The sequence below is a fragment of the Rhizobium sp. ZPR4 genome, assembly GCF_040215725.1.
GTDB classification, from domain to species: domain Bacteria; phylum Pseudomonadota; class Alphaproteobacteria; order Rhizobiales; family Rhizobiaceae; genus Rhizobium; species Rhizobium rhizogenes_D.
Genome location: NZ_CP157967.1, coordinates 2,688,301 through 2,712,939 on the forward strand (window position 1 = coordinate 2,688,301; position 24,639 = coordinate 2,712,939).

The 24,639-nt window shown below is 60.5% G+C and carries 22 protein-coding genes; 11 read left to right on the plus strand and 11 right to left on the minus strand.

Annotated features, from left to right (window positions below; all coding sequences use genetic code 11):
• Nucleotides 1–212 precede the first annotated feature (212 nt).
• The 4 genes from ABOK31_RS13170 to ABOK31_RS13185 form a co-directional block, all read right to left on the minus strand.
• A complete protein-coding gene (locus ABOK31_RS13170) occupies nucleotides 213–1,268 on the minus strand; it encodes a sugar phosphate isomerase/epimerase (RefSeq protein WP_174176970.1) in 1,056 nt (351 codons plus the stop codon).
• Between the two features lie 265 nt (nucleotides 1,269–1,533).
• A complete protein-coding gene (locus ABOK31_RS13175; RefSeq protein WP_174176972.1) occupies nucleotides 1,534–2,481 on the minus strand; it encodes a substrate-binding domain-containing protein in 948 nt (315 codons plus the stop codon).
• A gap of 66 nt (nucleotides 2,482–2,547) precedes the next feature.
• On the minus strand, nucleotides 2,548–3,558 hold the full coding sequence (locus ABOK31_RS13180) for an ABC transporter permease (protein ID WP_349956322.1): 1,011 nt from the start codon (nucleotides 3,556–3,558) through the stop codon (nucleotides 2,548–2,550).
• 61 nt (nucleotides 3,559–3,619) lie between these two features.
• Complete coding sequence (locus ABOK31_RS13185) at nucleotides 3,620–5,143, minus strand: sugar ABC transporter ATP-binding protein (RefSeq protein WP_174176976.1); 1,524 nt, start codon at nucleotides 5,141–5,143, stop codon at nucleotides 3,620–3,622.
• A 167-nt stretch (nucleotides 5,144–5,310) separates the two neighbouring features.
• Here ABOK31_RS13185 and ABOK31_RS13190 point away from each other — a divergent pair, with 167 nt between their 5' ends.
• Both ABOK31_RS13190 and ABOK31_RS13195 read left to right on the plus strand, forming a co-directional pair.
• Nucleotides 5,311–6,336, plus strand: coding sequence for a LacI family DNA-binding transcriptional regulator (locus tag ABOK31_RS13190; RefSeq protein ID WP_349956323.1), 1,026 nt, complete (start codon nucleotides 5,311–5,313; stop codon nucleotides 6,334–6,336).
• Nucleotides 6,337–6,348: 12 nt separating this feature from the next.
• Nucleotides 6,349–6,753 carry a VOC family protein gene (locus ABOK31_RS13195; protein ID WP_349956324.1) on the plus strand — a complete coding sequence of 135 codons (405 nt, stop codon included), beginning with the start codon at nucleotides 6,349–6,351 and terminating at the stop codon, nucleotides 6,751–6,753.
• On the opposite strand, the gene xylA is transcribed toward ABOK31_RS13195, so the two are convergent.
• The 5 genes from xylA to ABOK31_RS13220 form a co-directional block, all read right to left on the minus strand.
• Nucleotides 6,744–8,054, minus strand: a complete 1,311-nt coding sequence (gene xylA / locus ABOK31_RS13200; RefSeq protein WP_349956325.1) for a xylose isomerase — start codon at nucleotides 8,052–8,054, stop codon at nucleotides 6,744–6,746. The genes ABOK31_RS13195 and xylA overlap by 10 nt on opposite strands.
• Nucleotides 8,055–8,266: 212 nt before the next feature.
• A complete protein-coding gene (gene xylB / locus ABOK31_RS13205) occupies nucleotides 8,267–9,724 on the minus strand; it encodes a xylulokinase (RefSeq protein WP_349956326.1) in 1,458 nt (485 codons plus the stop codon).
• A 37-nt stretch (nucleotides 9,725–9,761) separates the two neighbouring features.
• A complete protein-coding gene (locus tag ABOK31_RS13210; protein ID WP_349956327.1) occupies nucleotides 9,762–10,787 on the minus strand; it encodes a LacI family DNA-binding transcriptional regulator in 1,026 nt (341 codons plus the stop codon).
• A gap of 150 nt (nucleotides 10,788–10,937) precedes the next feature.
• The gene (locus tag ABOK31_RS13215; protein WP_174176988.1) at nucleotides 10,938–12,542 is read right to left on the minus strand and encodes a DHA2 family efflux MFS transporter permease subunit; all 1,605 of its coding nucleotides are present in this window, start codon (nucleotides 12,540–12,542) and stop codon (nucleotides 10,938–10,940) included.
• Between the two features lie 24 nt (nucleotides 12,543–12,566).
• Nucleotides 12,567–13,787, minus strand: a complete 1,221-nt coding sequence (locus ABOK31_RS13220; protein ID WP_174176990.1) for an HlyD family secretion protein — start codon at nucleotides 13,785–13,787, stop codon at nucleotides 12,567–12,569.
• A 163-nt stretch (nucleotides 13,788–13,950) separates the two neighbouring features.
• On the opposite strand from ABOK31_RS13220, the gene ABOK31_RS13225 reads away from it, so the two are divergent.
• The 3 genes from ABOK31_RS13225 (at nucleotide 13,951) to ABOK31_RS13235 (ending at nucleotide 16,461) form a co-directional block, all read left to right on the plus strand.
• Entirely contained in the window at nucleotides 13,951–14,637 is a 687-nt protein-coding gene (locus ABOK31_RS13225) for a TetR/AcrR family transcriptional regulator (RefSeq protein ID WP_174177187.1), read from the plus strand.
• A 109-nt stretch (nucleotides 14,638–14,746) separates the two neighbouring features.
• Nucleotides 14,747–15,586 carry an AraC family transcriptional regulator gene (locus ABOK31_RS13230; protein WP_349958945.1) on the plus strand — a complete coding sequence of 280 codons (840 nt, stop codon included), beginning with the start codon at nucleotides 14,747–14,749 and terminating at the stop codon, nucleotides 15,584–15,586.
• 131 nt (nucleotides 15,587–15,717) lie between these two features.
• Nucleotides 15,718–16,461, plus strand: a complete 744-nt coding sequence (locus ABOK31_RS13235) for a TerC family protein (RefSeq protein WP_349956328.1) — start codon at nucleotides 15,718–15,720, stop codon at nucleotides 16,459–16,461.
• A 46-nt stretch (nucleotides 16,462–16,507) separates the two neighbouring features.
• On the opposite strand, the gene ABOK31_RS13240 is transcribed toward ABOK31_RS13235, so the two are convergent.
• Nucleotides 16,508–16,918, minus strand: a complete 411-nt coding sequence (locus ABOK31_RS13240) for a hypothetical protein (RefSeq protein ID WP_174176996.1) — start codon at nucleotides 16,916–16,918, stop codon at nucleotides 16,508–16,510.
• A 359-nt stretch (nucleotides 16,919–17,277) separates the two neighbouring features.
• Here ABOK31_RS13240 and gltX point away from each other — a divergent pair, with 359 nt between their 5' ends.
• From gltX to ABOK31_RS13255, 3 genes are read left to right on the plus strand one after another with little or no spacing between them, the layout of a single operon-like run.
• A complete protein-coding gene (gltX, locus tag ABOK31_RS13245) occupies nucleotides 17,278–18,735 on the plus strand; it encodes a glutamate--tRNA ligase (protein WP_349956329.1) in 1,458 nt (485 codons plus the stop codon).
• A gap of 15 nt (nucleotides 18,736–18,750) precedes the next feature.
• A complete protein-coding gene (lysS, locus tag ABOK31_RS13250) occupies nucleotides 18,751–20,247 on the plus strand; it encodes a lysine--tRNA ligase (RefSeq protein ID WP_349956330.1) in 1,497 nt (498 codons plus the stop codon).
• A 37-nt stretch (nucleotides 20,248–20,284) separates the two neighbouring features.
• The gene (locus ABOK31_RS13255; RefSeq protein WP_349956331.1) at nucleotides 20,285–20,569 is read left to right on the plus strand and encodes a hypothetical protein; all 285 of its coding nucleotides are present in this window, start codon (nucleotides 20,285–20,287) and stop codon (nucleotides 20,567–20,569) included.
• 40 nt (nucleotides 20,570–20,609) lie between these two features.
• On the opposite strand, the gene ABOK31_RS13260 is transcribed toward ABOK31_RS13255, so the two are convergent.
• Entirely contained in the window at nucleotides 20,610–21,446 is an 837-nt protein-coding gene (locus ABOK31_RS13260; RefSeq protein ID WP_349956332.1) for a hypothetical protein, read from the minus strand.
• 195 nt (nucleotides 21,447–21,641) lie between these two features.
• Between ABOK31_RS13260 and ABOK31_RS13265 the strand changes: the two genes are divergently transcribed.
• From ABOK31_RS13265 to ABOK31_RS13275, 3 genes are all read left to right on the plus strand, one after another.
• Nucleotides 21,642–22,550 (plus strand): LysR substrate-binding domain-containing protein, encoded by a 909-nt coding sequence (locus ABOK31_RS13265; protein WP_174177005.1) that lies wholly within the window; start codon nucleotides 21,642–21,644, stop codon nucleotides 22,548–22,550.
• Between the two features lie 68 nt (nucleotides 22,551–22,618).
• Nucleotides 22,619–23,239 carry a 3'-5' exonuclease gene (locus ABOK31_RS13270; protein WP_349956333.1) on the plus strand — a complete coding sequence of 207 codons (621 nt, stop codon included), beginning with the start codon at nucleotides 22,619–22,621 and terminating at the stop codon, nucleotides 23,237–23,239.
• Nucleotides 23,240–23,380: 141 nt separating this feature from the next.
• Nucleotides 23,381–24,541: an ABC transporter substrate-binding protein gene (locus tag ABOK31_RS13275; RefSeq protein WP_349956334.1), complete on the plus strand. Its 1,161-nt coding sequence runs from the start codon at nucleotides 23,381–23,383 to the stop codon at nucleotides 24,539–24,541.
• Nucleotides 24,542–24,639: the final 98 nt, after the last annotated feature.

Sequence of the window (24,639 nt, forward strand, 5' to 3'; positions counted from 1 at the left end):
CTGCGGGCCACCTCAGGGTGAGGCTGATCTACCGCGCCAGCACCACATCCTTCCACCTAGCGATGCCGAAGATGGCTCTTATGAAGTTTCGCGAGAGCCCGCTCCGCCCTCATCCTGAGGTGCGGAGCCTCCTGAGCTCTGCGAAGGGGTGGAGCCTCGAAGGACGAGGGCGGCCTGGGCGGCATTCTCTCCCCGCTGGGGAGAAGAGGAAACTACGACAGCCCCAGCATGCGGCGGTTCGCCGCCTGATCCGTGCCGCTGCCGGCAAAATCGTCGAAGGCCTTTTCCGTGACGCGGATGATGTGTGCCTTGACGAATTCGGAGCCTTCGCGGGCGCCGTCTTCGGGATGCTTCAACGCGCATTCCCATTCGACCACGGCCCAGCCGTCGAAATTATTGGCGGTCATCTTCGAGAAGACGGCGCCGAAATCGACCTGGCCGTCGCCGAGCGAACGGAAGCGGCCAGCACGCTCGACCCAGCCCTGATAACCGCCATAGACGCCCTGACGCCCGGTCGGATTGAACTCCGCATCCTTGACGTGGAACATCTTGATGCGGTCCTTGTAGATGTCGATGTTGTCGAGATAGTCGAGGCACTGCAGGACATAGTGCGAGGGATCGTAGAGCATGTTGGCGCGCGGATGGTTCTTCACGCGCTCGAGGAACATCTCGAAGGTGATGCCGTCATGCAGGTCTTCGCCCGGATGGATCTCATAGCAGATGTCGACGCCGTTTTCGTCGGCATGGTTGAGGATCGGCGTCCAGCGGCGGGCAAGTTCTTCAAAGGCGGTTTCCACGAGGCCGGCCGGGCGCTGCGGCCAGGGATAGATGAAAGGCCAGGCAAGCGCACCGGAGAAGGTCGCATGCGCCTTGATGCCGAGATGCTTGGAAGCGGTCAACGCCATCTTCACCTGCTCGACCGCCCATTCCTGGCGCGCCTTCGGATTGCCGCGCACTTCCGGCGCAGCAAAGCCGTCAAAGGCTTCGTCATAGGCAGGATGCACGGCAACGAGCTGGCCCTGAAGGTGGGTGGAAAGCTCGGTGACCTCGACGCCGTTGGCGCGGGCGACACCGGCGAATTCATCGCAATAATCCTTGGAGGAAGCCGCCTTCTTCAGGTCGATGAGCTGGCTTGCCCAGGTCGGAACCTGCACGCCGATATAGCCGGCATCGGCCGCCCACTTGGTGATCGAATCCCACGAGTTGAACGGTGCCGCATCGCCGGCGAACTGGCCAAGAAACAGGCCTGGACCCTTGATCGTCTTCATCTGTAATTCCTCCCTAATCGCGTTCTGTAAACGTTTCCGATGCCTTTCGGACCCATATCCGAGGCGGCTTTGGTGCCGTAGCCTCAAAAAACTATAGGGTCGTCAGGATGAAAGTCGAATGCCTTGCGACCTAATCACGGCACGCCGCCAACAGCAAGAGGTACGTGCCGCAAAATTTCCATCCGCGTTGAGACGAGCCGGCAGCGTACTTAAAAAACGCCCGCCGAAACCGGCGAGCGCCTCGCGTAATCAACCGAATGACCGATCAGAACGGTGAATCGGGGAAGTAGAAGTCCTTGGCATTGTCCTTGGTGACGAGCGTCGCATCGAGGATGTAATTGCCGCGAACCGGAACCTGGTCGTAGAAGTTGGCAGCCGTCAGCTCCATGGCGGTGCCGACCATTGCCGGCGGATAGAGCACGTCGACGGGGATCAGCTTGTCGCCGTCCATGACCTTCTTGATCATGTCCTTCGAGCCGGCACCGGCGATGACATATTTGATGTCGGTGCGCTTGGCCTGCTCGATCGCTTGCAGCACGCCGACGGCCATATCATCATCCTGGCACCAGACGACGTCGATCTTCGGGAACTTCGTCAGGTAGTCCTGCATGACCTTGAAGGCATCGTCGCGGTTCCAGTTGCCATACTGGCGGTCGAGAACCTTGACGTTCGAGCCGGCAATGCCCTTGTCGAAGCCGTCCTGACGCTGCTGGTCGATCGGGATCGGCAGGCCGCGGATTATGACGACCTGAGCGTCCGGAGTGTTCTTCTTGATGTATTCGCCGGCGGTCTGGCCAAGCGCCGGATTGTTGCCGGCGACATAGAGGTCACGGACGGAATTGTCGTTGTTGCTCGGCGCACGGTCGACGAGCGTCACGAACTTGCCCTTGTCCTTGACTTCCTTGATGGCGTTGACCAGCGGGTCCGGATCGGACGGCAGGATCACGAGAGCATCGATGCCCTGGGTCTCGAGATCCTGAACCGCGTTGGCCTGGCTTGCCGCGTCCGGCGAGGTCTTGACGATAACGTTCAGCCCCGGATGCTCCGCCATCAGCAGCTTGGCGACACGCTCGGCATGGAACACCACGCCCGAGGTCCAGCCATGATCGGCTGCCGGAATGGAAACACCGATCGTCACCTTCTTGTCTGCGGCATGCACGGTACCGGCCAGAGCCGCCATTACGACAGCCACGCCCAATAGTCTTTTTCGCATGTTATCCTCCCACAAAGAAACAGGGCCTTGTTCTGACGACCGGGCGCCCCCTAACCCGGTTATTCGCTATTTGCGAGCCAGCGAGCGCTGAACCAGCATGGCGATGATGATGATCGCACCCTGGATGGCGCTGAGCAGATACTCGCTGATGAAATTGGAAAGCAGCATGATGTTGCCGACGAGCTCGAGAATGAAGGCGCCGCAGATCGTGCCCCATACCCTGCCCGCGCCGCCTTTCAGCGCCGTGCCGCCAACGACGACGGCGGTGATTGCCTGCAACTCCCACAGGCTGCCCGTCGTCGCCGAGGTCGAACCAAGCCGCGGCACATAGAGAAGCACGGCGACCGCCACGCAAAGACCCTGGATAACGAAGGCGACCGTGCGCACGCGGTTGACCGCCACGCCGGAATAACGGGCAACGTCACGGTTGGAGCCAACGGCAATCACATGCCGTCCATAGCGGGTGCGGTAGAGAATGAAGGCGGCGATGCAGGTGACGACGAGGATGACCACGATCGGCACCGGAACGCCGAGCACCGTGCCGTAATAGGCGGGCTTGTAGAGCGCCTGAATATCCGCCGGCCTCAGGGTGATCGCGCCGCCCTGTGACAGCCAGGTCGTCAAGCCACGATAGACGCCCATGGTGCCGAGCGTCGCGATGAATGGCTCGATCTTGCCCATGGTCGTAATCAGCCCGTTGGCGAGGCCGCACAGGAGACCGGCAATGATCGAGAACAACACGGCTGCCGCCAGCATCATGGTGGGGTCGGCGATGACGCCCGAGTTCATGAACAGGATCATCAGGCTCGCGACAAAGGCGACCATCGCGCCGACGGACAAATCGAGATCGCCGGCCGAAATGACGAAGGTCGCGCCGACCGCGATGATGGCGATGAAAGCGCATCGCGTTGCGACATTGGTAAGATTGGTAATGCCGATGAAATTCGGATTGACCAGTGCGCCCACGATCAGAAGCAGCACCAGGGCTGCAAACGGCGCAACGGCCCTAAGATCGACATCCCGCCAGGAACGCCCTCGCCGACCGGCCTTGCCGCTGCTGTCTTCGCCCACGCTCATAACCAAAACCAACCTCCCGTCCCATGATTGCAGGGAATTCGCCCTGCTCTCCGCCGCCCTTTCAGGCAGCCGTCTTTTTCTTCAGGCCCGCCGCATAACGCATGATTTCCTGCTCGGAGATTTCCTCGCCTTCGAGCACACCAACAATCCGCCCCTCACGCATGACAGCGATCCGCGTGCACAGTCCGATGACTTCAGGCATCTCCGAAGAGACGACGATGATCGAATGACCGTCGCGCGCCAGCGCCGAAATGAAATGATAGATCTGCTGCTTCGTGCCGACATCGATGCCGCGCGTCGGCTCGTCGATGATGATGATCTGCGGCTCGGTCTCCATGACCTTCGCCAGCAGCAGCTTCTGCTGATTGCCGCCGGACATGCGGCCGGCAACGATATTGCCGTCACGCACCCGGATGTCGAAGCGACGGCGCGCCCGCGTCAGTGCATTGGCCTCGCTGGAGGCGCTGAGATAACCGAACTTGCCATGCCGATCGAGCGATTGCAGCGTCAGGTTGACGGCCATGCCCGAATTCAGCAGCAGACCCTTGGATTTCCGATCCTTCGTCATATAGGCAAGACCGGCGCCGATCGCCGCATGCACATCATGCGGCGGCACGGTCTGACCGTTGGCGATGACTTCCCCGGATGCGCGCGAGCGCAGCCCGACGATCGCCTCCATCAGCTCCGTCCGGCCCGAGCCGATCATGCCGGAAAAGCCAAGAATCTCACCCTTGCGCAGCTCGAAACTCGCATCATGGACATAGCCGGTCGAAAGCGAGCTGACGCTGAGCACGACGTTCTCGTCAACATCGGGCTCGTTCTTGGCGGGATAGAGGCTGGAAAGTTCGCGCCCGACCATCAGCTGGGCGATCGATTCGCCGTCGAGCAATGAGGTCGGCGATGTTTTCACCCACTGGCCATCGCGCAAGACCGTAACGCGATCGGTCAACTCCATGACCTCATCGAGCTTGTGGGAAACGAAGACGAAACTCGTTCCTTGATCGCGCAGCTTGCGCACCTGCTTGAAGAGGAAATTGGTTTCCTCGCGCGAGAGAACCGCAGTCGGCTCGTCCATGAAGACGATGCGTGCATCGCGACTGATCGCCTTGGCGATCTCGACCATCTGCTTGTCGGCGATCGAGAGTGAGCTGATCATCGCATTCTCGTCAACATGCGAGCCAAGCAGATCGAGCACGCGCCGCGTTTCCGCCCGCATGTACTTGCGATCGAGCACGCCGAAGCGCGTGACTTCACGGCCGAGAAACAGGCTTTCGGTGACGGTCAGATGCTCAGCGAGATTGAATTCCTGGTGGATGATGACGATCCCGAGCGCTTCCGCAGCACCATTCGGCGGCAGCTTCACCGGCTTGCCGTCAAGGAGGATTTCGCCTGATGTCGGCTGCTCGAAACCGGACAGGACCTTGACGAGCGTCGACTTGCCGGCGCCGTTTTCGCCCATCAGCGCATGGATTTCGCCGGCCCGAAGATCGAAGTTGACGCTGAACAGCACCTGCACGCCGCTGAAGGATTTGGATACCCCTCTCGCAGACAGCACGACAGCACCGTCGACGGCTTCCGAACTCATTGAATCCTCCCTGCGGTCCCACCCGCTTTTCATGCTGTGTAAACCTTTACATAACCTGTGTAAAGGTTTACATCATTGGATATCGCACAATTTCTCGCCGTTACCTTTGACCTCCACGTAAGTCTGTGTAGTCTCCAACCCGAGACGAGACCCCAAGGCAGAGCGCAGTGTCGAATTCCACGCCCGCAACTATCGAAGACGTCGCCCGCATTGCCAATGTTTCGATAGCAACGGTTTCGCGGGCCATCCACACACCGGAGAAAGTCGCCAATTCGACGCGGCTGAAGGTCAATCAGGCCATCGCCGTGACCGGTTATACCACCAATGCCATGGCGCGCAGCCTGAGGCTCGGCCGTTCGAACATGATTCTGGTCGTCGCCCCCGATATCGGCGACCCCAATTTCTCCAATATTCTCATCGGCCTGGAGAACGAGGCACGTTCGCACGGCTATGGCATCCTCATCGGCCACACCCAGAACGATGCGCAGCGCGGACTGGAATATCTGAAGTTCCTGAACTCCAACCAGGCGGCGGGGCTGATCCTCTTCACCGGCATCCTGCCCTTCGGGCACCAGACGATGACGGCACGGCTGCCGCCGAGCGTCGGCGTCTTCGAACCGGTCTTCAATGGCGGCATTCCCTATGTCGGCGTCGACGATATCGCCGGCGCGCGCAAGGCCGTCGACCTTTTGATTGCCGAAGGTCACCGCAAGATCGCCTTCATCGGCGATTCCCGCACCCGTCTTGCCTACAGCCGCCGGCGCATGGGCTATGAAGCCGGGCTGGATGCCGCCGGCATCGGCCGCGATCTACGCATCGTGCTCGAAGGAGATGGCACCATCGAAAGCGGACGGCTTGCCGTCGAGCAGCTCTTCATGCGCGACACGCTGCCGACAGCCTTCATGTGCGTCAACGACCAGACCGCGATCGGCGTGATGATCGGCCTGAAGACACGCGGCTACGACATTCCCGAGGATTTTTCGGTGACCGGCTTCGACGACGTGCCGCAGGCCGTCTTCATGACGCCGTCGCTGACGACGATCCGGCAGCCGCGTACCGCCATCGGCAAGCATGCGATGGCGCTGCTGCTGGAACTGCTTTCGGATGGCGAACCACCCGAGACGGAGATCCTGCTGCGGCCGGATCTGGTCGTGCGAAACTCGGTTGCGGCTCCGGCACGCCTCCGGCGATAGGCAGGCGCCGCGATGCCGCTCGGCAGAATCACCCTCTACGTCCGCGATGTCGAAGCAACGCTGAGTTTTTACGAGAGATATTTCGGCTTCAAGCCACTGCGTCTGGAGGGCGATCGGATCGTCGAGCTGCTGGCGCAGGATGGCGGTGCCAATCTGCTGATCCATCCGGCAGGCAAAGCGCAGAAAATGGGCCAGGTACTGGTAAAACTGGTCTTCGACGTCGAGCACGTCGAAGTTTTCCACGCGAGATGCGCCGATGACGGGCTCGTATTCGGCCCCTTGCACCAGGCTGACGGTTATGTCTTCGCCAATGCCAAGGCCCCCTCAGGGAATCCCATAGCCATTTCCAGCCGTGCCTTCAGACTGAAATCGGGAGACGATGAAGCACCGCCTCCCGAACCTGTCGATCAAACGTAGCGATTGACGATGTTTTCGAGCAGTTCCTGCTTGCCGGACTTCGGCTGCGGGTTGACGTCCTTGGTTTCGACCCACTGGGCGATCTGATCGAGCGAATATTCGCCGCGCAGAAGCTTCTGGCCTTCGGCGGAATCCCAGCCGGCGTAACGATCGGCGAGCGGCTTGGAGAGCGCCTTGTCCTCGATCATCTTGGCAGCAGCCTTCAGGCCGCGAGCGCAGCAATCCATGCCGCCGATGTGGCCGATGAGCAGATCTTCCGGGTCGAGCGACTGACGGCGCAGCTTGGCGTCGAAGTTCGTACCGCCCGACTTGAAACCGCCGCCTGCCAGAACCTGGTAATAGGCCAGCGTCATTTCCGGAACGTTGTTCGGGAACTGGTCGGTATCCCAGCCGGACTGGTAGTCGTTGCGGTTCATGTCGATCGAACCGAAGATGCCGAGTGCATTGGCAAGCGCCAGCTCGTGCTCGAAGGAATGGCCGGCGAGGATCGCGTGACCCTGCTCGATGTTGACCTTCACTTCGTTTTCGAGGCCGTTCTTTTTCAGGAAGCCGTAAACCGTGGCGACATCGTAATCATACTGGTGCTTGGTCGGCTCCTGCGGCTTCGGCTCGATCAGGATCGTACCCTTGAAGCCGATCTTGTGCTTGTACTCGACGACGAGATTGAGGAAGCGGCCCATCTGGTCCAGCTCGCGCGACAGATCGGTATTGAGCAGCGTCTCATAGCCTTCGCGACCACCCCAGAGGACGTAGTTTTCGCCGCCGAGCTTGTGCGTGGCGTCCATGCAGGTCTTCACGGTCGCAGCCGAGAAGGCGAAGACGTCCGGATCGGGATTGGTCGCGGCGCCCGACATGAAGCGACGGTTGGAGAAAAGGTTCGCCGTGCCCCAGAGAAGCTTGACGCCGGTATCGGCCTGCTTCTGCGCGAAGTAGTCGACGATCTCGTTGAGGTTCTTGGTGTTCTCGGCAAAATTCTTGCCTTCCGGACGCACGTCGGCATCGTGGAAGCAATAGTAGGGCGAACCAAGCAGGCTGAAGAATTCGAAGGCGACGTCAGCCTTCAGCTTGGCTGCTTCCATCGTCTCGTTGAACCAGGGACGAAGGAAGGTCTGGCCGCCGAAGGGATCGCCGCCCGGCCAGGTGAAGGTGTGCCAATAGGCAACGGCGAAACGCAAATGGTCTTCCATGCGCTTGCCGGCAACGACCTCGTCCTTGTTGTAGTAACGGAAGGCCAGCGGATTGGTGCTGTCGGGGCCCTCGTATTTGATCTTGCTGATATCGCCGAAAAATCCGGTGCTCATAGTGTGTCTCCTTGGGTTTTGGTATTCGCATGTTGTTGTTCGTACCGTGCGGCGTTGCCCCTCTCCCCGCTCGTGGGGAGAGGAGACGACCTCCATACCCTCGCGTGCTTCAGAGGCGAGAGGGACGGTGGAGGTACGCCCATCCCCTTCTCCCCGTACCAACGGGGAGAAGGTGGCCGACAGGCCGATGAGGGGCTCACCCAAACGCTATTTCAATGCGCCGACAGCGGCTTGATCGCCGGGTAAACCGCCCGATAGCGCTTGTAGGCATCCGCATAGGCATCCGTCAGCGGCGCCACGGGATCGATGGTGCCGGCCGTCTGTGGCGGGGTGCAGACTGCAACGGGGTCAGCCCCGGTAGCCGCAATCAGGCCGAGACGCGCAGCGCCGAAGGCCGCACCGAAATCGCCGTCCGCCGGCAGGTCGACAGGCACGCCGAGCGCGGTTGCAATCGAGGCAAGCCAGTAGCGCGAGCGCGAGCCGCCGCCGATCGCCGTCACGCGTGCAATATCGGTGCCGGCCGAGCGCAGCGCTTCCAGATTGTCGCGAATAGCGAAGGACACGCCTTCGAGCACGGCTTGCGTCAGCACGGCGCGGCCGCTTTCATGGCCGAGGCCAATGAAGGCGCCGCGGATCGTCGCGTCATTGTGTGGCGTGCGCTCGCCCGAGAGATAGGGAAGGAAGGTGACGCTCGTCGGCGCTTTCAGCGTTTCGCCAAGCTCGGTGGTGAGTTCAGCCGCTGACTTGCCCGTGACATGCGAATGCCAGTTGAGCGCATCGGTCGCCGACAGGATAACGCCCATCTGGTGCCAGGTGTTCGGCAGCGCGTGGCAGAATGCATGAACAGCACTTTCCGGCTTCGGCAGATAGGAACCATTGGCCGCAAAGAGCACGCCAGACGTGCCGAGCGAAACAAAGGCGGCGCCATGGCTGACCGTGCCCATGCCACAAGCCGAGGCTGCATTGTCCCCTGCCCCGCCGGCAACGACGACATCGCCGCCGATACCCCATTTCGAGGCCAGCTCGCCACGCAGCTTGCCGGCAACTTCGGTACCTTCGACGAGTGTCGGCATCTGCTTCTCATCGAGATTGGTCGCCGCCAAAAGCTCGGCAGACCATTTGCGCTTGCCGGTATCGAGCCAGGACGTGCCGGCGGAATCGGACATTTCAGACATATGCTCGCCGGTCAGCCAGAGACGCAGATAATCCTTCGGCAGCAGCACCCAGCGCACCTTGGCGAAGACATCCGGCTCGTTCTTGGCGACCCATGCAAGCTTCGGCGCGGTGAAGCCGGGGAAGACGATGTTACCGGTCAGAGCCCGAAAGCGCGGATCGGCGTCAAGCGCTGCCGCCTCGTGATAGCTGCGGGTATCGTTCCAGAGGATGCAGGGACGCAGCACCTTGTCGTCGGCATCGAGCAGCGTCGCGCCATGCATCTGACCGGAAAGGCCGATGCCGCGCACGGCCGCCAGCTCCTTCGGATGCGCCGCTTTCAGCCCGGCAACAGCCTCTTCGGTCGCACGGATCCAGTGGGCAGGATCCTGCTCCGACCAGCCCGGATGCGGGCGCGAGACATCGAGGTCGCCATGGGCGGAACCGATGATCTTCTGATTGCCGTCGATCAGCATGGCTTTGACGCCGGAGGTTCCGAGATCGAGACCCAAATACATCAGATGTTACTCCCTATGCTCTGCCGCGTTCGAATGTTCAGGGCAGATTGTCCTTCAAGAAAATGTCGAGACGTATGCGCTCCTGATCGGCAATGACAGCCTGGCCGTCGGCGGTTGCCTTCATGACGCGGATGGCGCTGCGGACCTCGTGGCCGGCATCCTGATTGAGGACGGCATCGATCGTACCATCCATCAGCGCTGCCCGCGTATGCTGCGTCAGCTCATGCACGACAACAGTCAGTTCGCGCGCAGGCCGGACGGTCTTCAAGGCTGTGATCAGACCCCTGTTGCCGGCGCCCAAACTGTAGATGCCGATGATATCCTTGCTTTCCGAGAGCGCCTTGGAAACGAGCGTTTTCGTTCGCTCGGGATCGTCACGCCCTTCCAGCACAGGCAGCAGCCGCAGCTTGGGAAACTCTTCCGCCATCACGGCGGAAAAGCCCTGCAGGCGCTCGCGATGGTCCCGCACCAGCATGGAACCGGCAAGAACAGTGAGATCGCCCTCACGGCCGCCGAGGAACCGCCCAAGCAGCCTGGCAGCGGTGCGGCCCGCGGCGATGTTGTCGATGCCGGCATAGTGATGCCTGGTGGAATCGGTGAGGTCAGAGACCAGCGTAACGACGGGAATGCGTTCCGACACGAGGCGGTCGACGGCAACTCTGACCTCAGGCGCATCCGTCGCCACCAGGGCGATGCCCGCAATATCCTGCCCCTGCAAGGCATCCAGTACAGCAACCAGCGCCGGCACATCGAAAGGCGGCACTTCGACAATGCGGATGTCGGTGCGCTCTATGCTGGCCCGCAAGGTTGCCTGATGCACCTCGAACCGCAGCCCGTGCATGAAGGAATTATCGCCTGTCGGCACGATGAAAACGAGAGGATAGATGCGGCCCTTGGCCAGATTGGCGGCAGCGACATCGCGGATATAGCCGATCTGACGAATGGCGGCTTCGACCTTTTCCCGCGTCACCAGCCGCACGCCCGGCCGCTGGTTCAAGACGCGGTCCACGGTAGCAAGGCTGACGCCCGCGGCGGCGGCTATGTCATGCACGGTCGGTCTCATCGGCTCCTCCTGCAGAAACCCTTACCGCCATTTCTGATGTACGTAAATCAAAAACTTCCAACTGCCGGATTTTCCAGCCGCGACCACAAATAAAAAAGGCCCCTCACGAGGAGGGGCCATGCCTTGGGAGCATTCTTGTTAAGAGCCGGCTCAGTGGCCTCCGCCCCCGCCGCCGCCTGCGGCACCCGGCTTGCTAAGCATCAGAACACCGAGGATCATCGCCAGGAACAATACGGTCAGCATCAGGAAAATATCCCCGAAGGACATGACGACCGCCTGTTGCGTCGCCATGTTGACCATCTGCCGGAGCGCAGCCTGATCGCCGTTCAGGCCGGCGGCATTGAAGCTGGCGGCCATGTTGTTCAGCTGGTCGACAGCCACCTGATTGCCCCAATGGATATGGTCGCGCAGGTTGAAATAATGCTGGTCCTGCCTGTTCGTCAGCAGCGTGTTGATGATCGCAAGACCGACGGCGCCGCCAAGGTTACGCGTCAGGTTAAACAGGCCGGATGCACCGCGCATGCGGGCGGGCGGCATGGTTCCAAGCGCGATATTGTTGATCGGCACCATGCAGAGCATCAGGCCGAAGCCGCGCAGGATCTGCGGGATCATCAACTCCCAGAAATCCCAGTCCACCGTCAGATGCATCATGATGTAGGTGCCGGCCGAGAAGCTGGTGAAACCGATGATCATCAGGATGCGCAGGTCGACCTTGCTCGACAGGAAGCCGGCAAGCGGCGCCGTGAAGAACATGGTGAGGCCGGATACGAACATCGTCTCGCCGATCTGCAGCGAATCGTAGCCGCGAATGCGCGCGAGATAGAGCGGGTATATATAGGTCAGGCCATAGAGGCCGATGCCCATGACGAAGGAGAACATCGACCCGAAGGAGAAGTTCTTGTTCGTGAACGCCCTCAAATCGACGACGGGGAATTCGACCGTAAAGGCACGGTAGAAGAAGATCACGGCAGCGATGGCGGAGGCGATCGCGCCGGCGACGATGTAATTGTCGTTGAACCAGTCGTTGGTATTGCCTTCCTCGAGCACATATTCGAGCGCGCCGAGGAAAACGCCCATCGAGATCAGGCCCCACCAGTCGAATTTCTTAAACAGCGATAGTTCGGGCTTGTCGAAATCGATGAAGTTCCAGGTGACGATGGCAACGACAATGCCAGGCGGAATGTTGACCAGGAACAGCCAGTGCCAGGAGAAGGCGTTGGACAGATAGCCGCCGACGGTCGGGCCGATGGTCGGCGCGAGCGTGGCGATCAGGCCGATGATCGGCGAGACGACGTTGCGCTTGGACGGCGGGAAGATCGTGAAGGCAGCCGCAAAGACCGAGGGGATCATGCCGCCGCCAATGAAGCCCTGCAGGGCGCGGTAGATGATCATCTGGTCGATGTTGGTGGCGGTCGCGGCAAGCGCGCTCGATATGGTAAAGCCGGCGGCCGAGATCGCGAACAGGTAGCGCGTCGAAATGATGCGCGCCAGCGTTCCCGACAGCGGGATCATGATGACTTCGGCGATCAGATAGGCCGTCTGCACCCAGCCGATTTCGTCGGAGCCGGCGCTGAGGCCGGCTTGGATTTCGCTGAGCGAAGCGGAAACAATCTGAATATCGAGAATCGACATGAACATGCCCAGCACCATCGCCAGAAAGGCGATGAGCTTCTTCGTATCGATATGATCAGCCGCAGGCGCGGCGGGACCGGCCGCGCGTGGTGGCGACCCGGCTGTAGTGCTGGCGGACGACATTTCGTCTCTCCCGAGCTTGATCGCTTACTTGTCCGGCGCCGTGCGGGTATCGACGTCGACGACGACGCTGAGGCCTGCGCGCAGACGGCCGGTATTGAGCGCATCCTGCGGCAGTGCGATGCGGACAGGCACGCGCTGGATGATCTTGGTGAAGTTACCCGTCGCGTTTTCCGGCGGCAGCAGCGAGAAGACCGAGCCGGAAGCCGGCGAGATCGACTCGACGGTGCCGACGATCGGATGGTCGCTATAGGCATCGACGTGTACATTGACCTTGGAACCTGGAACCAGGTGCTGGATCTGCGTTTCCTTGAAGTTCGCGTCGATATAGAGTTGGCGGATCGGCACGATCGCCATCAGTTTCTGGCCGGGAGAGACGAGATCGCCTTCCTGCACCGAGCGATTGCCGACAATGCCGTCATAGGGTGCCTTCAGCACGGTGAAGGACAGGTCGCGGGCAGCCTTGTCGCGAGCGGCTTCGAGGCCCTTGATCGTGCTTTCGGCCTGGCGGCGCTGGGCCTGCAGCAGGTTGATATTGGCCTGTGCGGATGCGATGGCGGCGTCGCCGCCGACCAGATTGGCCTTGGCCTGATCAAGCGCGATATTGGCGCTGTCCAAAGCGGCCGTGGTGCCGACCGACTTCGATTGCAGTTCGGCAGCGCGCGTCTGGGTGATCTGGGCGCCGCGGACCGTGGCTTCCAGGGCAACCTTCTGCGCCTGCGACTGGGCAAGGGCCGCCTGGCCGGCAGCGATCTGTGCATCGATGGTATGGAGCGAGAGCTGTTCGGTATCGAGTGACGCCTGAGCCTGCCCCAGCGCAAGCTTATAGTCGCCGTCATCGAGGGTTGCGAGCACGTCGCCGGCCTTGACCTGCTGGTTGGCCACGACGTTCACCTTGGCGACGTAGCCCGTCACCTTCGGCTGAATAGTCGCGATATCGCCGCCGATATACGCGTCGTCGGTGGAGACCATGAAGCGGCCGTTCGTCCACCAGTCATAGCCATACCAGCCGCCGGCTGCGAGAGCTGCGACGATGATGATCGGAAAAACCAGGCTGCGCCGCTTCTTTTCCGGCGGCGGTGGGGCCGCGGGGGCCGGAGCAGCAGGCGCAGCCTGGGCGGGAGCGGGATTGCCGCGCGTTTCGGCAGCAGGAGCATCCGCAGGTGCACCGGTTTCCCGAGCTTCCGCCTCTGCATCAGCGGGCTCGCTCACGATACGCGCTACATTGTTTCCATGACTTGACGACATTTCCCTACCACCGAAAATCTGGGTAAAATAATCGAACCGAACGGTTCGGTTCAATTGACATAGAGCCTTTTTCATTCCATATCAAGAGATATCGAACTGAGCGGTTCGATTTATTTGGCGAATCTGTTTAAGATTCAGAAAAAATGATCGAGTGAAGGAGACGATGAAACACGAATCGCAAAATGCCGCTGTGTTGAACGCGCCCGCGCCAGGTTCCGGTGGACGTTGGGCGGCGGGCGAAGATCCGGTCAAACGCCAGCAGATTCTCGAAGGCGCTAAACGCGTCTTTATGAAAATGGGCTTCGACGCGGCGAGCATGAACGACGTCACCCGCGAAGCGGGCGTCTCCAAAGGCACTCTCTACGTCTATTTCGCCAACAAGGAAGACCTGTTCGCCGCCATCGTAAACAGCGAACGCGCGCATTTCGTCGAAATCGTGCGTGCCGCTCTTGCCGATGACGCCGACATTGCATCCAGTCTCCTTGAATTCGGCAAGGTATTTGCGACGCACATCACATCCGATAAGACCATCAGCGCCATGCGGACGGTGATCGGTGTGCGCGAACGCATGCCATCGCTCTGTCAACGCTTCTTCACCGGCCCCGACAACCTGCGCACGGTGCTGCGCGGCTTTCTGGAGCGCAAGGCCGAGGCAGGCAGCGTGGAGATACAGGATTTCGACCTGGCCGCGCGCCAATTCCTTGAGATGGCGAGTGGCGGCTATTTCAAATTGCGATTGTTCGGCGACATGGATGCCCCTCCTTTGATAGAGGAAATCGATTATGTCGTGCGCGGCGCCGTGCGCGTTTTTCTCGCGGCCTATGGTACCGATCACCGGAAGCGAGGCTGACGATCCTCCCAGACTGCCGGCAAGCGGAGGCACCCCAACTCCGCAATGGCGATCAAGCATCGCTTCCGCCGGCAGCCTATGACTGATCCGGCAACCAGGGGAGTTGATGATGAGCGCGATCGGACGAGCGATATGGTTTATCGAAAGCCATTTTTCATCCGACATCTCGCTCGAAGAGATCGCCGAAACAGCCGGGCTATCGCGCTACCACCTGTCGCGCGTCTTCGGCATGACGACAGGCCATTCGATCAGCAGCTATATCCGCAGCCGTCGCCTCAGCGGGGCGGCTCTCGCACTGACCGACGGCTCCTCCTCCATTCTCCAGGTTGCCCTCGATGCCGGCTACGGCTCGCACGAGGCCTTCACCCGTGCATTCCGCGAGCAGTTCGGCATGACGCCGGAAAGCCTGCGCAAGCAAGGGCACGTTCGCAACCTCGCTCTACAGGAGCCGATCAGAATGGACGACACCCGCCTTCCCAAGCTCGACGCACCGCGTTTCGAGACCCACCCCGCAATGCTGCTTGCCGGCCTTGCGGAAACCTATGCCTATGAAGCGACACAGGCGATCCCCTCGCTCTGGCAGAAATTCAATCAGCATTTCGGCCATATTCCCGGCCAGATCGGGAATGTCGCCTATGGCGTCTGCACCCAGGCCGACGAAGGCAGCGAAGGCTTCCGCTATATGTCATCAACCGAAGTCTCCGCCGCAGACGACCTGCCCGAAGGGTTCGTGATGACGAAACTGCCGCAGCAGCGCTATGCGATCTTCACGCATCGTGGTCATATCTCCGGCATCTCCGCCACAGTGCATCAGATCTTCGGCGAATGGCTGCCGCAATCCGGGCAGCATCATGCCGGCACCCCCGACATGATGGAACGCTATGACGACCGTTTCGATCCGCGCACCGGCATGGGCGTGACCGAAATCTGGATACCCCTGAAAGCCTGAACATGCGCCCGCCGCCATGAAAATGGCGGCGGCGCTTGTACGAACCACGGCGCTCCTTACATTACGGCCATTCTGGAGAGGCCGGGCTGGGGGTCAGCATCGGCGAATGCTGATCAAAGAGGGCATCGTCAATGGATATTATGGGGCTGATACAGGACCCGGGCGCGTGGGTGGCGCTCATCACGCTTGTCGTCATGGAGGTGGTCCTCGGCATCGACAACCTCATCTTTATCTCGATCCTCACCAACAAGCTGCCGCCGGAACATCGCGACAGGGCTCGCAAGATCGGCATCGGTCTCGCCCTCGTCATGCGTCTTGCCTTGCTCGGCACCGTCGCCTGGATCGTGCAGCTCACCCAACCCGTCTTCGAACTTTTCGGCCAGGGCTTCTCCTGGAAGGACATGATCCTGATCGGCGGCGGCCTCTTCCTCGTCTGGAAGGCGACGAAGGAAATCCATCACAATGTCGATCCACAGGAACAGGGCGAGGATTTCATCGCCAAGTCGACGACCTCTACGTTCGCCTCGGCCATCGGCCAGATCCTGCTGCTCGATCTGGTCTTCTCGATCGACAGCATCATCACCGCCGTCGGCATGACGCCGCACCTGCCGATCATGTTCGTCGCGGTCATCGCTGCGGTCACGGTCATGCTGGTCGCAGCAAACCCGCTCGCCAATTTCATCGAGAAGAACCCGAGCATCGTCATGCTGGCGCTGGCCTTCCTGCTGATGATCGGCACGACGCTGATCGCCGAAGGCATGGGCGTGCATGTTCCCAAGGGCTATATCTACGCCGCCATGGCCTTCTCCGCCCTCGTCGAAGTGCTCAACATGATGGCGCGCAACCGTCGGAAAAAGGCATCCGGCGGCCATTGATGGCGAAAGCCGCACCTTTGATGAGATGCGGCTTTCATCACACTGATCAATCCTGGACGTGGATGTCGACCCACTGGCCGACGTCGCCATGTCCGTAAATATCGACTTTGATCCAGACATTGCCGCGAACGATGAGGTTCCCGGCACCGTTGACGATGTTACCGTTGGCCAGCATGGTTTCCAGATTCTGGCGATTGGAAGCCTGCGAGAAGAAGCTGTCCCCCTGGTCGCCACGGTCTCGGCGGCGATAGACGTGATAATTGGCGCGGTCCTGGCGGATGATCTGCCAGGGCGCCGTCAGGCGCTCGCCCTTGGAATTATAGAGATCGTCGTTGCCGATATAGGCGCGGTAGGACTCGATCAGACGGGCGGAACTGTCGCGCGTGATGGTCGATTGGGCTGCGGCGGCGTCGACCATCGAGACCGTCAATAACAAGCTCAAAATCAATTTCTTCATAGTATCCTCGCGATGAACGATTGAAGACCTATTTCGCCACTGCCGCGAAAATTGCAAATCAAATTCGGCAAGCTTAAGGCTTTTGTCCCCAAACCCTTACGGAGAGTAAAGATGCTTCGTGAATTTGAAAGGTCGGCTCTTTTCGATGCAGCACGGCGTCCCGGTGTCTCGGCCGGCTCTCGCGGCGCAGTTTCCCTTGACGTCACCCGTTGAATATGGCCTAAGGCCAGCCATACGGAAAACGCTGACAGAAGCGGCAAGACGCCCTTTTCCGGCCGGTTTCCTGATCCAGATAGACATTTTCGGCTGGACGGCGCTTATCCAGAGCGCGGCCCGGCCTTTTATGACGGGCAAACAAAATGACCACTTCAGGCGTTCGCGTCCGCATCGCACCCTCCCCCACCGGCGAGCCGCATGTCGGCACTGCTTACATCGCGCTGTTCAACTATCTCTTCGCCAAGAAACACGGCGGCGAGTTCATCCTGCGCATCGAGGATACCGACGCGACCCGCTCCACTCCGGAATTCGAGACGAAGGTTCTCGACGCTCTGAAATGGTGCGGCCTGAAATGGTCCGAAGGTCCGGATATCGGCGGCCCCTACGGCCCCTATCGCCAGAGCGACCGCAAGGACATGTACAAGCCCTACGTCGAGCAGATCGTCACGGCTGGTCACGGCTTCCGCTGCTTCTGCACGCCGGAGCGCCTGGAAAAGATGCGCGAGGCGCAGCGTGCCGCCGGCCTGCCGCCGAAGTATGACGGCCACTGTCTGAACCTGTCGGCCGAGGAAGTGACCTCGCGCGTTGCCGCCGGCGAGCCGCATGTCGTGCGCATGAAGATCCCGACCGAAGGCTCGTGCAAATTCCATGACGGCGTTTACGGCGATGTCGAAATCCCGTGGGACGCCGTCGACATGCAGGTTCTGCTCAAGGCCGATGGCATGCCGACCTATCACATGGCAAACGTCGTTGACGATCATCTGATGAAGATCACCCATGTCGCGCGCGGCGAAGAGTGGCTTGCCTCGGTGCCGAAGCATATCCTGATCTATCAGTATCTCGGCTGGGAACCGCCTGTTTTCATGCACCTGTCGCTGATGCGCAATGCCGACAAGTCGAAACTGTCGAAGCGCAAGAACCCGACATCGATCTCCTATTATACGGCACTCGGCTATATCCCCGAGGCGCTGATGAACTTCCTCGGCCTGTTCTTCATCCAGATCGCCGAAGGCGAAGAACTTTTGAGCATGGACGAGCTCGCCGCAAAGTTCGACCCGGAAAACCTCTCCAAGGCCGGCGCGATCTTCGATATCCAGAAGCTGGACTGGCTGAACGGCCGCTGGATCCGCGAAAAGCTCTCGGAAGAAGAATTCCAGCACCGCGTTCTGACTTGGGCAATGGAAAACAGCCGCCTGCAGGAAGGCCTGAAGCTGTCGCAGTCGCGTATCACCAAACTTGGTGAACTGCCAGATCTCACCGGCTTCCTGTTCAAGTCCGACCTCAATCTCGATCCCTCGGCTTTCGCCAGGATCAAGTCGACGCCTGAGGAACTGCTTGAGATCCTGAACACGGTACAGCCCGATCTCGAAAAGATCCTCGAATGGAATGTCGAGACGATCGAAGCCGAGCTGCGCGCCATCGCCGACCGCATGGGCAAGAAGCTGAAGGTCATCGTTGCCCCGCTTTTCGTCGCCGTATCGGGCTCCTCGCGCTCCCTGCCGCTTTTCGATAGCATGGCGATCCTCGGCCGCTCGGTCGTGCGCCAGCGGCTGAAACTGGCGGCCCAGACCGTTGCGACCCTCGTCGGCCCGAAGAATTGAACCGGACGTAGAACCATGAACGACAAGACCGAAACCGCCACCCTCTCCTCCGACGCAACGGAAGTTCGCGCGCAGAAGCTGAAGCTGCTGCGCGAGCAGATCGGCGACGTCTATCCGGCGCATTTCCACCGGACCATGACCAATGCCGAACTGGCCGCGAAATACGAGGGCCTGGAGCCGGATACGGAGACCGCCGACGTCGTCACCGTTGCTGGCCGCGTCTACTCCTCGCGCAATTCCGGCATGTTCATGGATCTCCACGACGCCTCGGCCAAGATCCAGATCTTCAGCCACAAGGATGTGACCGGCGAAGAGGCCCGCGCCCTGCTGCCCATGATCGACATCGGCGATATCATCGGCGTCACCGGCGTCGTTCGCCGCACCAAGCGTGGCGAACTGACCATCAACGCACAGCAGATCACCATGCTGACCAAGTCTCTGCTGCCGATGCCGGAAAAGTGGCACGGCCTGTCCGACATCGAGCTGCGCTACCGCAAGCGCCATCTCGACATCATGACCAACGAGGAATCGAAGCTCCGCTTTCAGCAGCGCAGCCGCATCGTCTCCGGTATCCGCCGCTTCATGGAAAATGACGGCTTCATGGAAGTCGAGACGCCGATGCTGCATTCGGTCTATGGCGGCGCCACCGCCGAGCCGTTCAAGACGCATCACAACACGCTGAAGCTCGACATGTACCTGCGCATCGCGCCGGAACTGTTCCTGAAGCGCACGCTGGTATCCGGTCTCACCGACAAGGTGTTCGAGATCAACCGCAACTTCCGCAACGAAGGCGTCTCCACCCGGCACAATCCCGAATTCACCATGATGGAGTGTTATTGGGCCTATGCCGACTACGAGGACATCATGGACCTCGTCGAGCGGTTGTTCTCGACGCTCGCCATGTCGATCCACGGCAGCACGGAATTCGCCTTCGGCGACAAGCAGATCTCTTTCAAGGGTCCGTTCCGCCGCGTGCCGATGCCCGACGCCGTCAAGGAAGCGACCGGCATCGATTTCCTGGCGATCAAGACCGACGAAGAAGCCCGTGCTGCCTCCAAGGCGGCCGGCTTCGCCGTCGAGAAGGATGCGACCTGGGGCGAATGCCTCGCTTTCATCTTCGAAGAGAAGGTCGAGGGCACGCTGATCCAGCCGGCGCATGTCACGCATTTCCCGAAGGACATCTCGCCCTTCGCCAAGGAAGTGCCGGGCGAGCCGCGCCTCGTCGAGCGTTTCGAGACCTATTGCAACGCCTGGGAACTCGGCAACGCCTTCTCGGAACTCAACGATCCGGAAGAGCAGCGCGCCCGCATGGTCGAGCAGCTCGAGCAGGCGCATGCGCGCGGCGAAAAGCAGAAGGAACTCGACGAGGAATTCCTCGACGCGATCGATCAGGGCATGCCGCCGGCGGGCGGTCTCGGCATCGGTGTGGACCGCCTCATCATGCTGTTGACCAATTCGCCGTCCATTCGCGACATCATCCTCTTCCCGGCACGCCGCAACAAGGCGGATTGAGACCGATCCGGTCCTTCGAACACCAAAGGTGCGTATCATGACGGATAAAGAGATATTGGCCGCAGACGCCGACAGCGAACATCAGCGGCTGGCCGATCTTGCCGAGCTTGGCGACGTCGATCTCTCGCAATATGCGCCGGGAACGTTCGGTTGCCACGAGGCGATGCACACGGCGTCGATCATGCTCGACATGACCGACGACCAGCTGCTGCAGCACCCCGCAATCCTGGCGAACCCCGACTTCTACCGCCTTGCGGGCGAAGTTCATGAGGCGCTATTCGCGCTTTATCAAGCTATCGGCGAGAAGCATCTGGCGGAATGAGGCCTTGCCTTCCCGCCCGATGATGCAAAGCCGGTCCTGATCAGTTGGTGACGGGCGAGCGGCGGTCGGCAGCGCCCGTCATGGTCGGATCCAATCCCGGTGACGGGCTTTTTCGCTTGGTCCCCGCATCGGCTCCGATGAAATCACCGTTTGCATCATAGCCCGGCTGCACATTGCCGGTCGATTTCGGTTCCGGCAACTGCGGCTTGGCATCGTGGACCTCCGCCTGATTTGCGGCAGCCTTCTCTTCCGCGGCGATCGCCGCCTTCATCTTGTCCTTCTTGGCGTCGCCGCCATTGTCTGCCGCCAGCGCATTGTCGCAGTCGGTTAGATTCTTCAACCCGGCGATCGCCGCATCGATATCCTGCGGCATCATGTTGATCTGCTCGCCATAAAACAGGCCGGCATTGCTCGCACCGCCATCGTAGTAGCGTGCCGTCAGCGGTGCCTCGGAGCTACCATCGACAAGCCTGTCGGGATGAGCCACATAGACGACGTCGGCGCCAAGCGCCCGGCCGCGCAGATCGGAACGCAGCGTCGGTCCATTCTTGTCGAGAACCACAACCTGAACGAGATCCGGTTTCTGTTCCTGATAGACAGCCTTGGCAACCCGAAGCGCAGTCCTGACCCGCGTCAGCCCATCGGTCGGCTCGGTGCGAATATATTTGCGAACCCAGAAACGGTTGTCCTTGCGGATCGTGACGAGATTGACGTCGGTGCATTGAAGCCCGTTGGGAGATGCGGAGGCGAGACCGAGCAGCCTGTCCTTACCGATATAAAGCGCCAATACGCCGGAGCAGCCTATGAGAAAGGCCACTCCGCCGATCATGACGACAAACTTCCGGGGTATCCGGAAAATGTGCAGTAAGGCGCTCACGCCAACTGCTCCAGCATAGACCACTCCAAGCCGACAAAAATGATCAACCCTCACGTTAGGGAATTGGCGTTTCGGAATACTTAAAACTGAGGTGAAAGTTGTGCTGTCCTAGACATCGTTACCAAAAAAGGTCCAAACTTTCACACCTATGACGGGCGCTTGCCTTCCCTGCCGCGAACATGCTCTAACCTTGGCATGGCCTTCACCTTGAGACAGCTGCAATACTTCGTCGCCGTGGCGGAACAGGGCTCGGTGACGCGCGCTGCGCAGAACCTGTCCATCTCGCAATCCTCTGTGACCGAAGCCCTCAAGGAACTTGAAAGCGACCTTGGTGTCGAGCTGTTCGACCGCCATCCGCGCGGGCTGTCCATCACCCATAACGGCCACCAGTTCCTGCGCCACGCAACGAAGATCCTGGCAACCGTTTCCGACGCCCGCACCAGCTTTTCCGGCAAACAAAATGAGTCTGGCGGCACGCTGAATATCGGCGTGACATCGCTCGTCGCCGGCTATGTGCTATCCGATCTTCTGGCACGTTACCGCCGCGCCTGCCCCGGCGTCGAAGTCAGCGCCATAGAGGACAATGGCGGCTATCTGGAACATCTTCTGGTTGGTGGTGAGCTCGACGTCGCCGTCATGGTCATTTCCAATCTGCGCGACCGCATGGCCTTGCAGGCCGAGATTCTCGAGACCTCGCCCTATCGCCTCTGGCTACCGATGGGCCATCCGCTCGTCTCGGCCGATATCATCAGCGTCGCCGACATCAGCCGCGAACCGCTGATCATGCTGACCATCGACGAAATCGAGGAAAACACCGGCAAGCTTTTGACCGCCCTTGGCGCCCGCCCACACGTTGCCTTCCGCACGCGATCGGTGGAGGCGGTGCGCAGCCTGGTTGCGACTGGTGCCGGCGTCGCGCTGCTGCCGGATCTCGTCTATCGTCCCTGGTCGCTGGAAGGCGACCGCATCGAAAGCCGCGACGTCTCCGGCTCGCTTCCTGTGGTACAGGTCGGCATGGTCTGGCGCAAGGGATCGAGCCTGCCGCAGGCGGCCCGCGACTTCGTCGGCGTCGCCGAAAGCATGCGTTCGGGGCGGCAGCGATAGCAGAAAGCGCCCTTCCGCCCCAATCGAGTCGAATACAATCGAGGATTGCCGCAAATGGAGAGCGAAGCATGAAGACCGCAATCATATTCGACTGCGAATTCCTTTGTCTCGAAGGATCGCAGCGCCGCCTCTGGTGTGCCGCCCATGATCCCGATCCGGTCGTCGCGCAAATCGGGGCCGTCAGGCTCGGCCTCGAAGGTGATTTCGCGATCCTGGACAGCTACAAGGCCTATGTTCGCCCGATCGACAGGTTCGGCGATCAATATAAGCTCGACCCATTCTTCACCACCCTCACCGGCATCACCGAGGAAAGCATAAGATCTGAGGGTGTTTCCTTGCAGGATGCGCTCACCGGGCTGGATCGTTTTTCGGATGGTGCCCGCCTCTGGTCGTGGGGCAAGGACGAGCTAAACATGATGGCGATCAGCTGCTATGTCGCCGGTATCCAGCCCCCAATTCCGGCGCACCGCTTCGACAATGCCGTCAAGCTTCTGCTGGCAGCGGGAATGCCTGTCGAGGATCTGGCGAAGACGCCAAGCAACGAGCTTTCCCTCTACTATGGCGTGCAGCATCCACCCCTTAAGGGCCATGATGCGCTCGATGATGCCCTTTCCATTTCCTACACGCTGCAACACCTCATGCTGGCTGGAAATCTGCGGCCAGAGGTTTTCGATCTCGCCCGCACATAAGGTTAGGAATCGGAATTTCCGATATCGTCTTTCTGATAAATGAATTTGCGAATACGGCGAAATCGCGTCACCTTTTCTTCCGGGAACAGGAAGCCAGCCACTGGCTCCACACGATCAAGGCTCAAAAACCGGGAGAGTCCGATGAAGCATCTGCTGAAATCATGCACGGCCGCACTCGCATGCTTAAGTTTCGCCACGCAGATCATTGCTGCCGAGCCGTTGAAGACGCTCGGCAAGGGTGAAGGTGCCGTCAGCATTGTCGCATGGGCCGGCTATATCGAGCGCGGCGAAAGCGACAAGAATTACGATTGGGTCACGGGCTTCGAAAAGGAGACCGGCTGCAAGGTCAGCGTCAAGACCGCGGCAACATCGGACGAAATGGTCGCCCTGATGAACGAGGGCGGCTTCGATCTCGTCACCGCTTCCGGCGACGCATCGCTGCGTCTCGTGGCCGGCAAGCGCGTCCAGCCGATCAATACCGATCTGATCCCGAGCTGGAAGAACCTTGACGAACGCCTGAAGAATGCCCCTTGGCACACGGTCAACGGCGTCCACTATGGCGTGCCCTATCTCTGGGGGCCGAACGTGCTGATGTACAACACCGATGCCTTCAAGGGTCAGGCGCCGAAGAGCTGGAACATCGTTTTCGAAGAGATGACCCTGCCCGACGGCAAGTCGAACAAGGGCCGCGTGCAGGCCTATGACGGCCCGATCTATATTGCCGATGCTGCCCTCTACCTCATGGCGCACAAGCCGGAGCTGGGTATCAAGGACCCTTACGAACTCAACGAAGACCAGTACAAGGCGGCTCTGGAACTGCTGCGCGGCCAGCGCAAGATCGTCAGCCGCTACTGGCATGACGCGATGATCCAAACCGACGACTTCAAGAACGAAGGCGTCGTTGCCTCCGGCTCCTGGCCGTTCCAGGTCAACCTCCTGCAGGCCGACAAGCAGAAGATCGCCTCCACCTTCCCGGATGAGGGAACGACGGGCTGGGCCGATACCACCATGCTGCATGCCGACAGCGAGCATCCGAACTGCGCCTATATGTGGATGGAACATTCACTGCAGGCAAAGGTCCAGGGCGATGCCGCCGCCTGGTTCGGTGCCGTGCCCTCGGTTCCCGCAGCCTGCAAGGGCAATGAGCTGCTGACCGACAGCGGTTGCGCGACCAACGGCTACGACCACTTCGACAAAATCCGCTTCTGGAAGACGCCTGTCGCGAAATGCAGCACCCAGAGCGAATGTGTGCCCTATCATCGCTGGGTCTCCGACTATATCGGCGTGATCGGCGGCAGATAACGAACCGCATCGGCCTTCGCCGCTCCGAATGCGGAGCGGCGATCCCGCCGGCCCCTTGAGGGTTGGTTCCGCCGCAAACTTGCCCTGGTCGGTTTGGC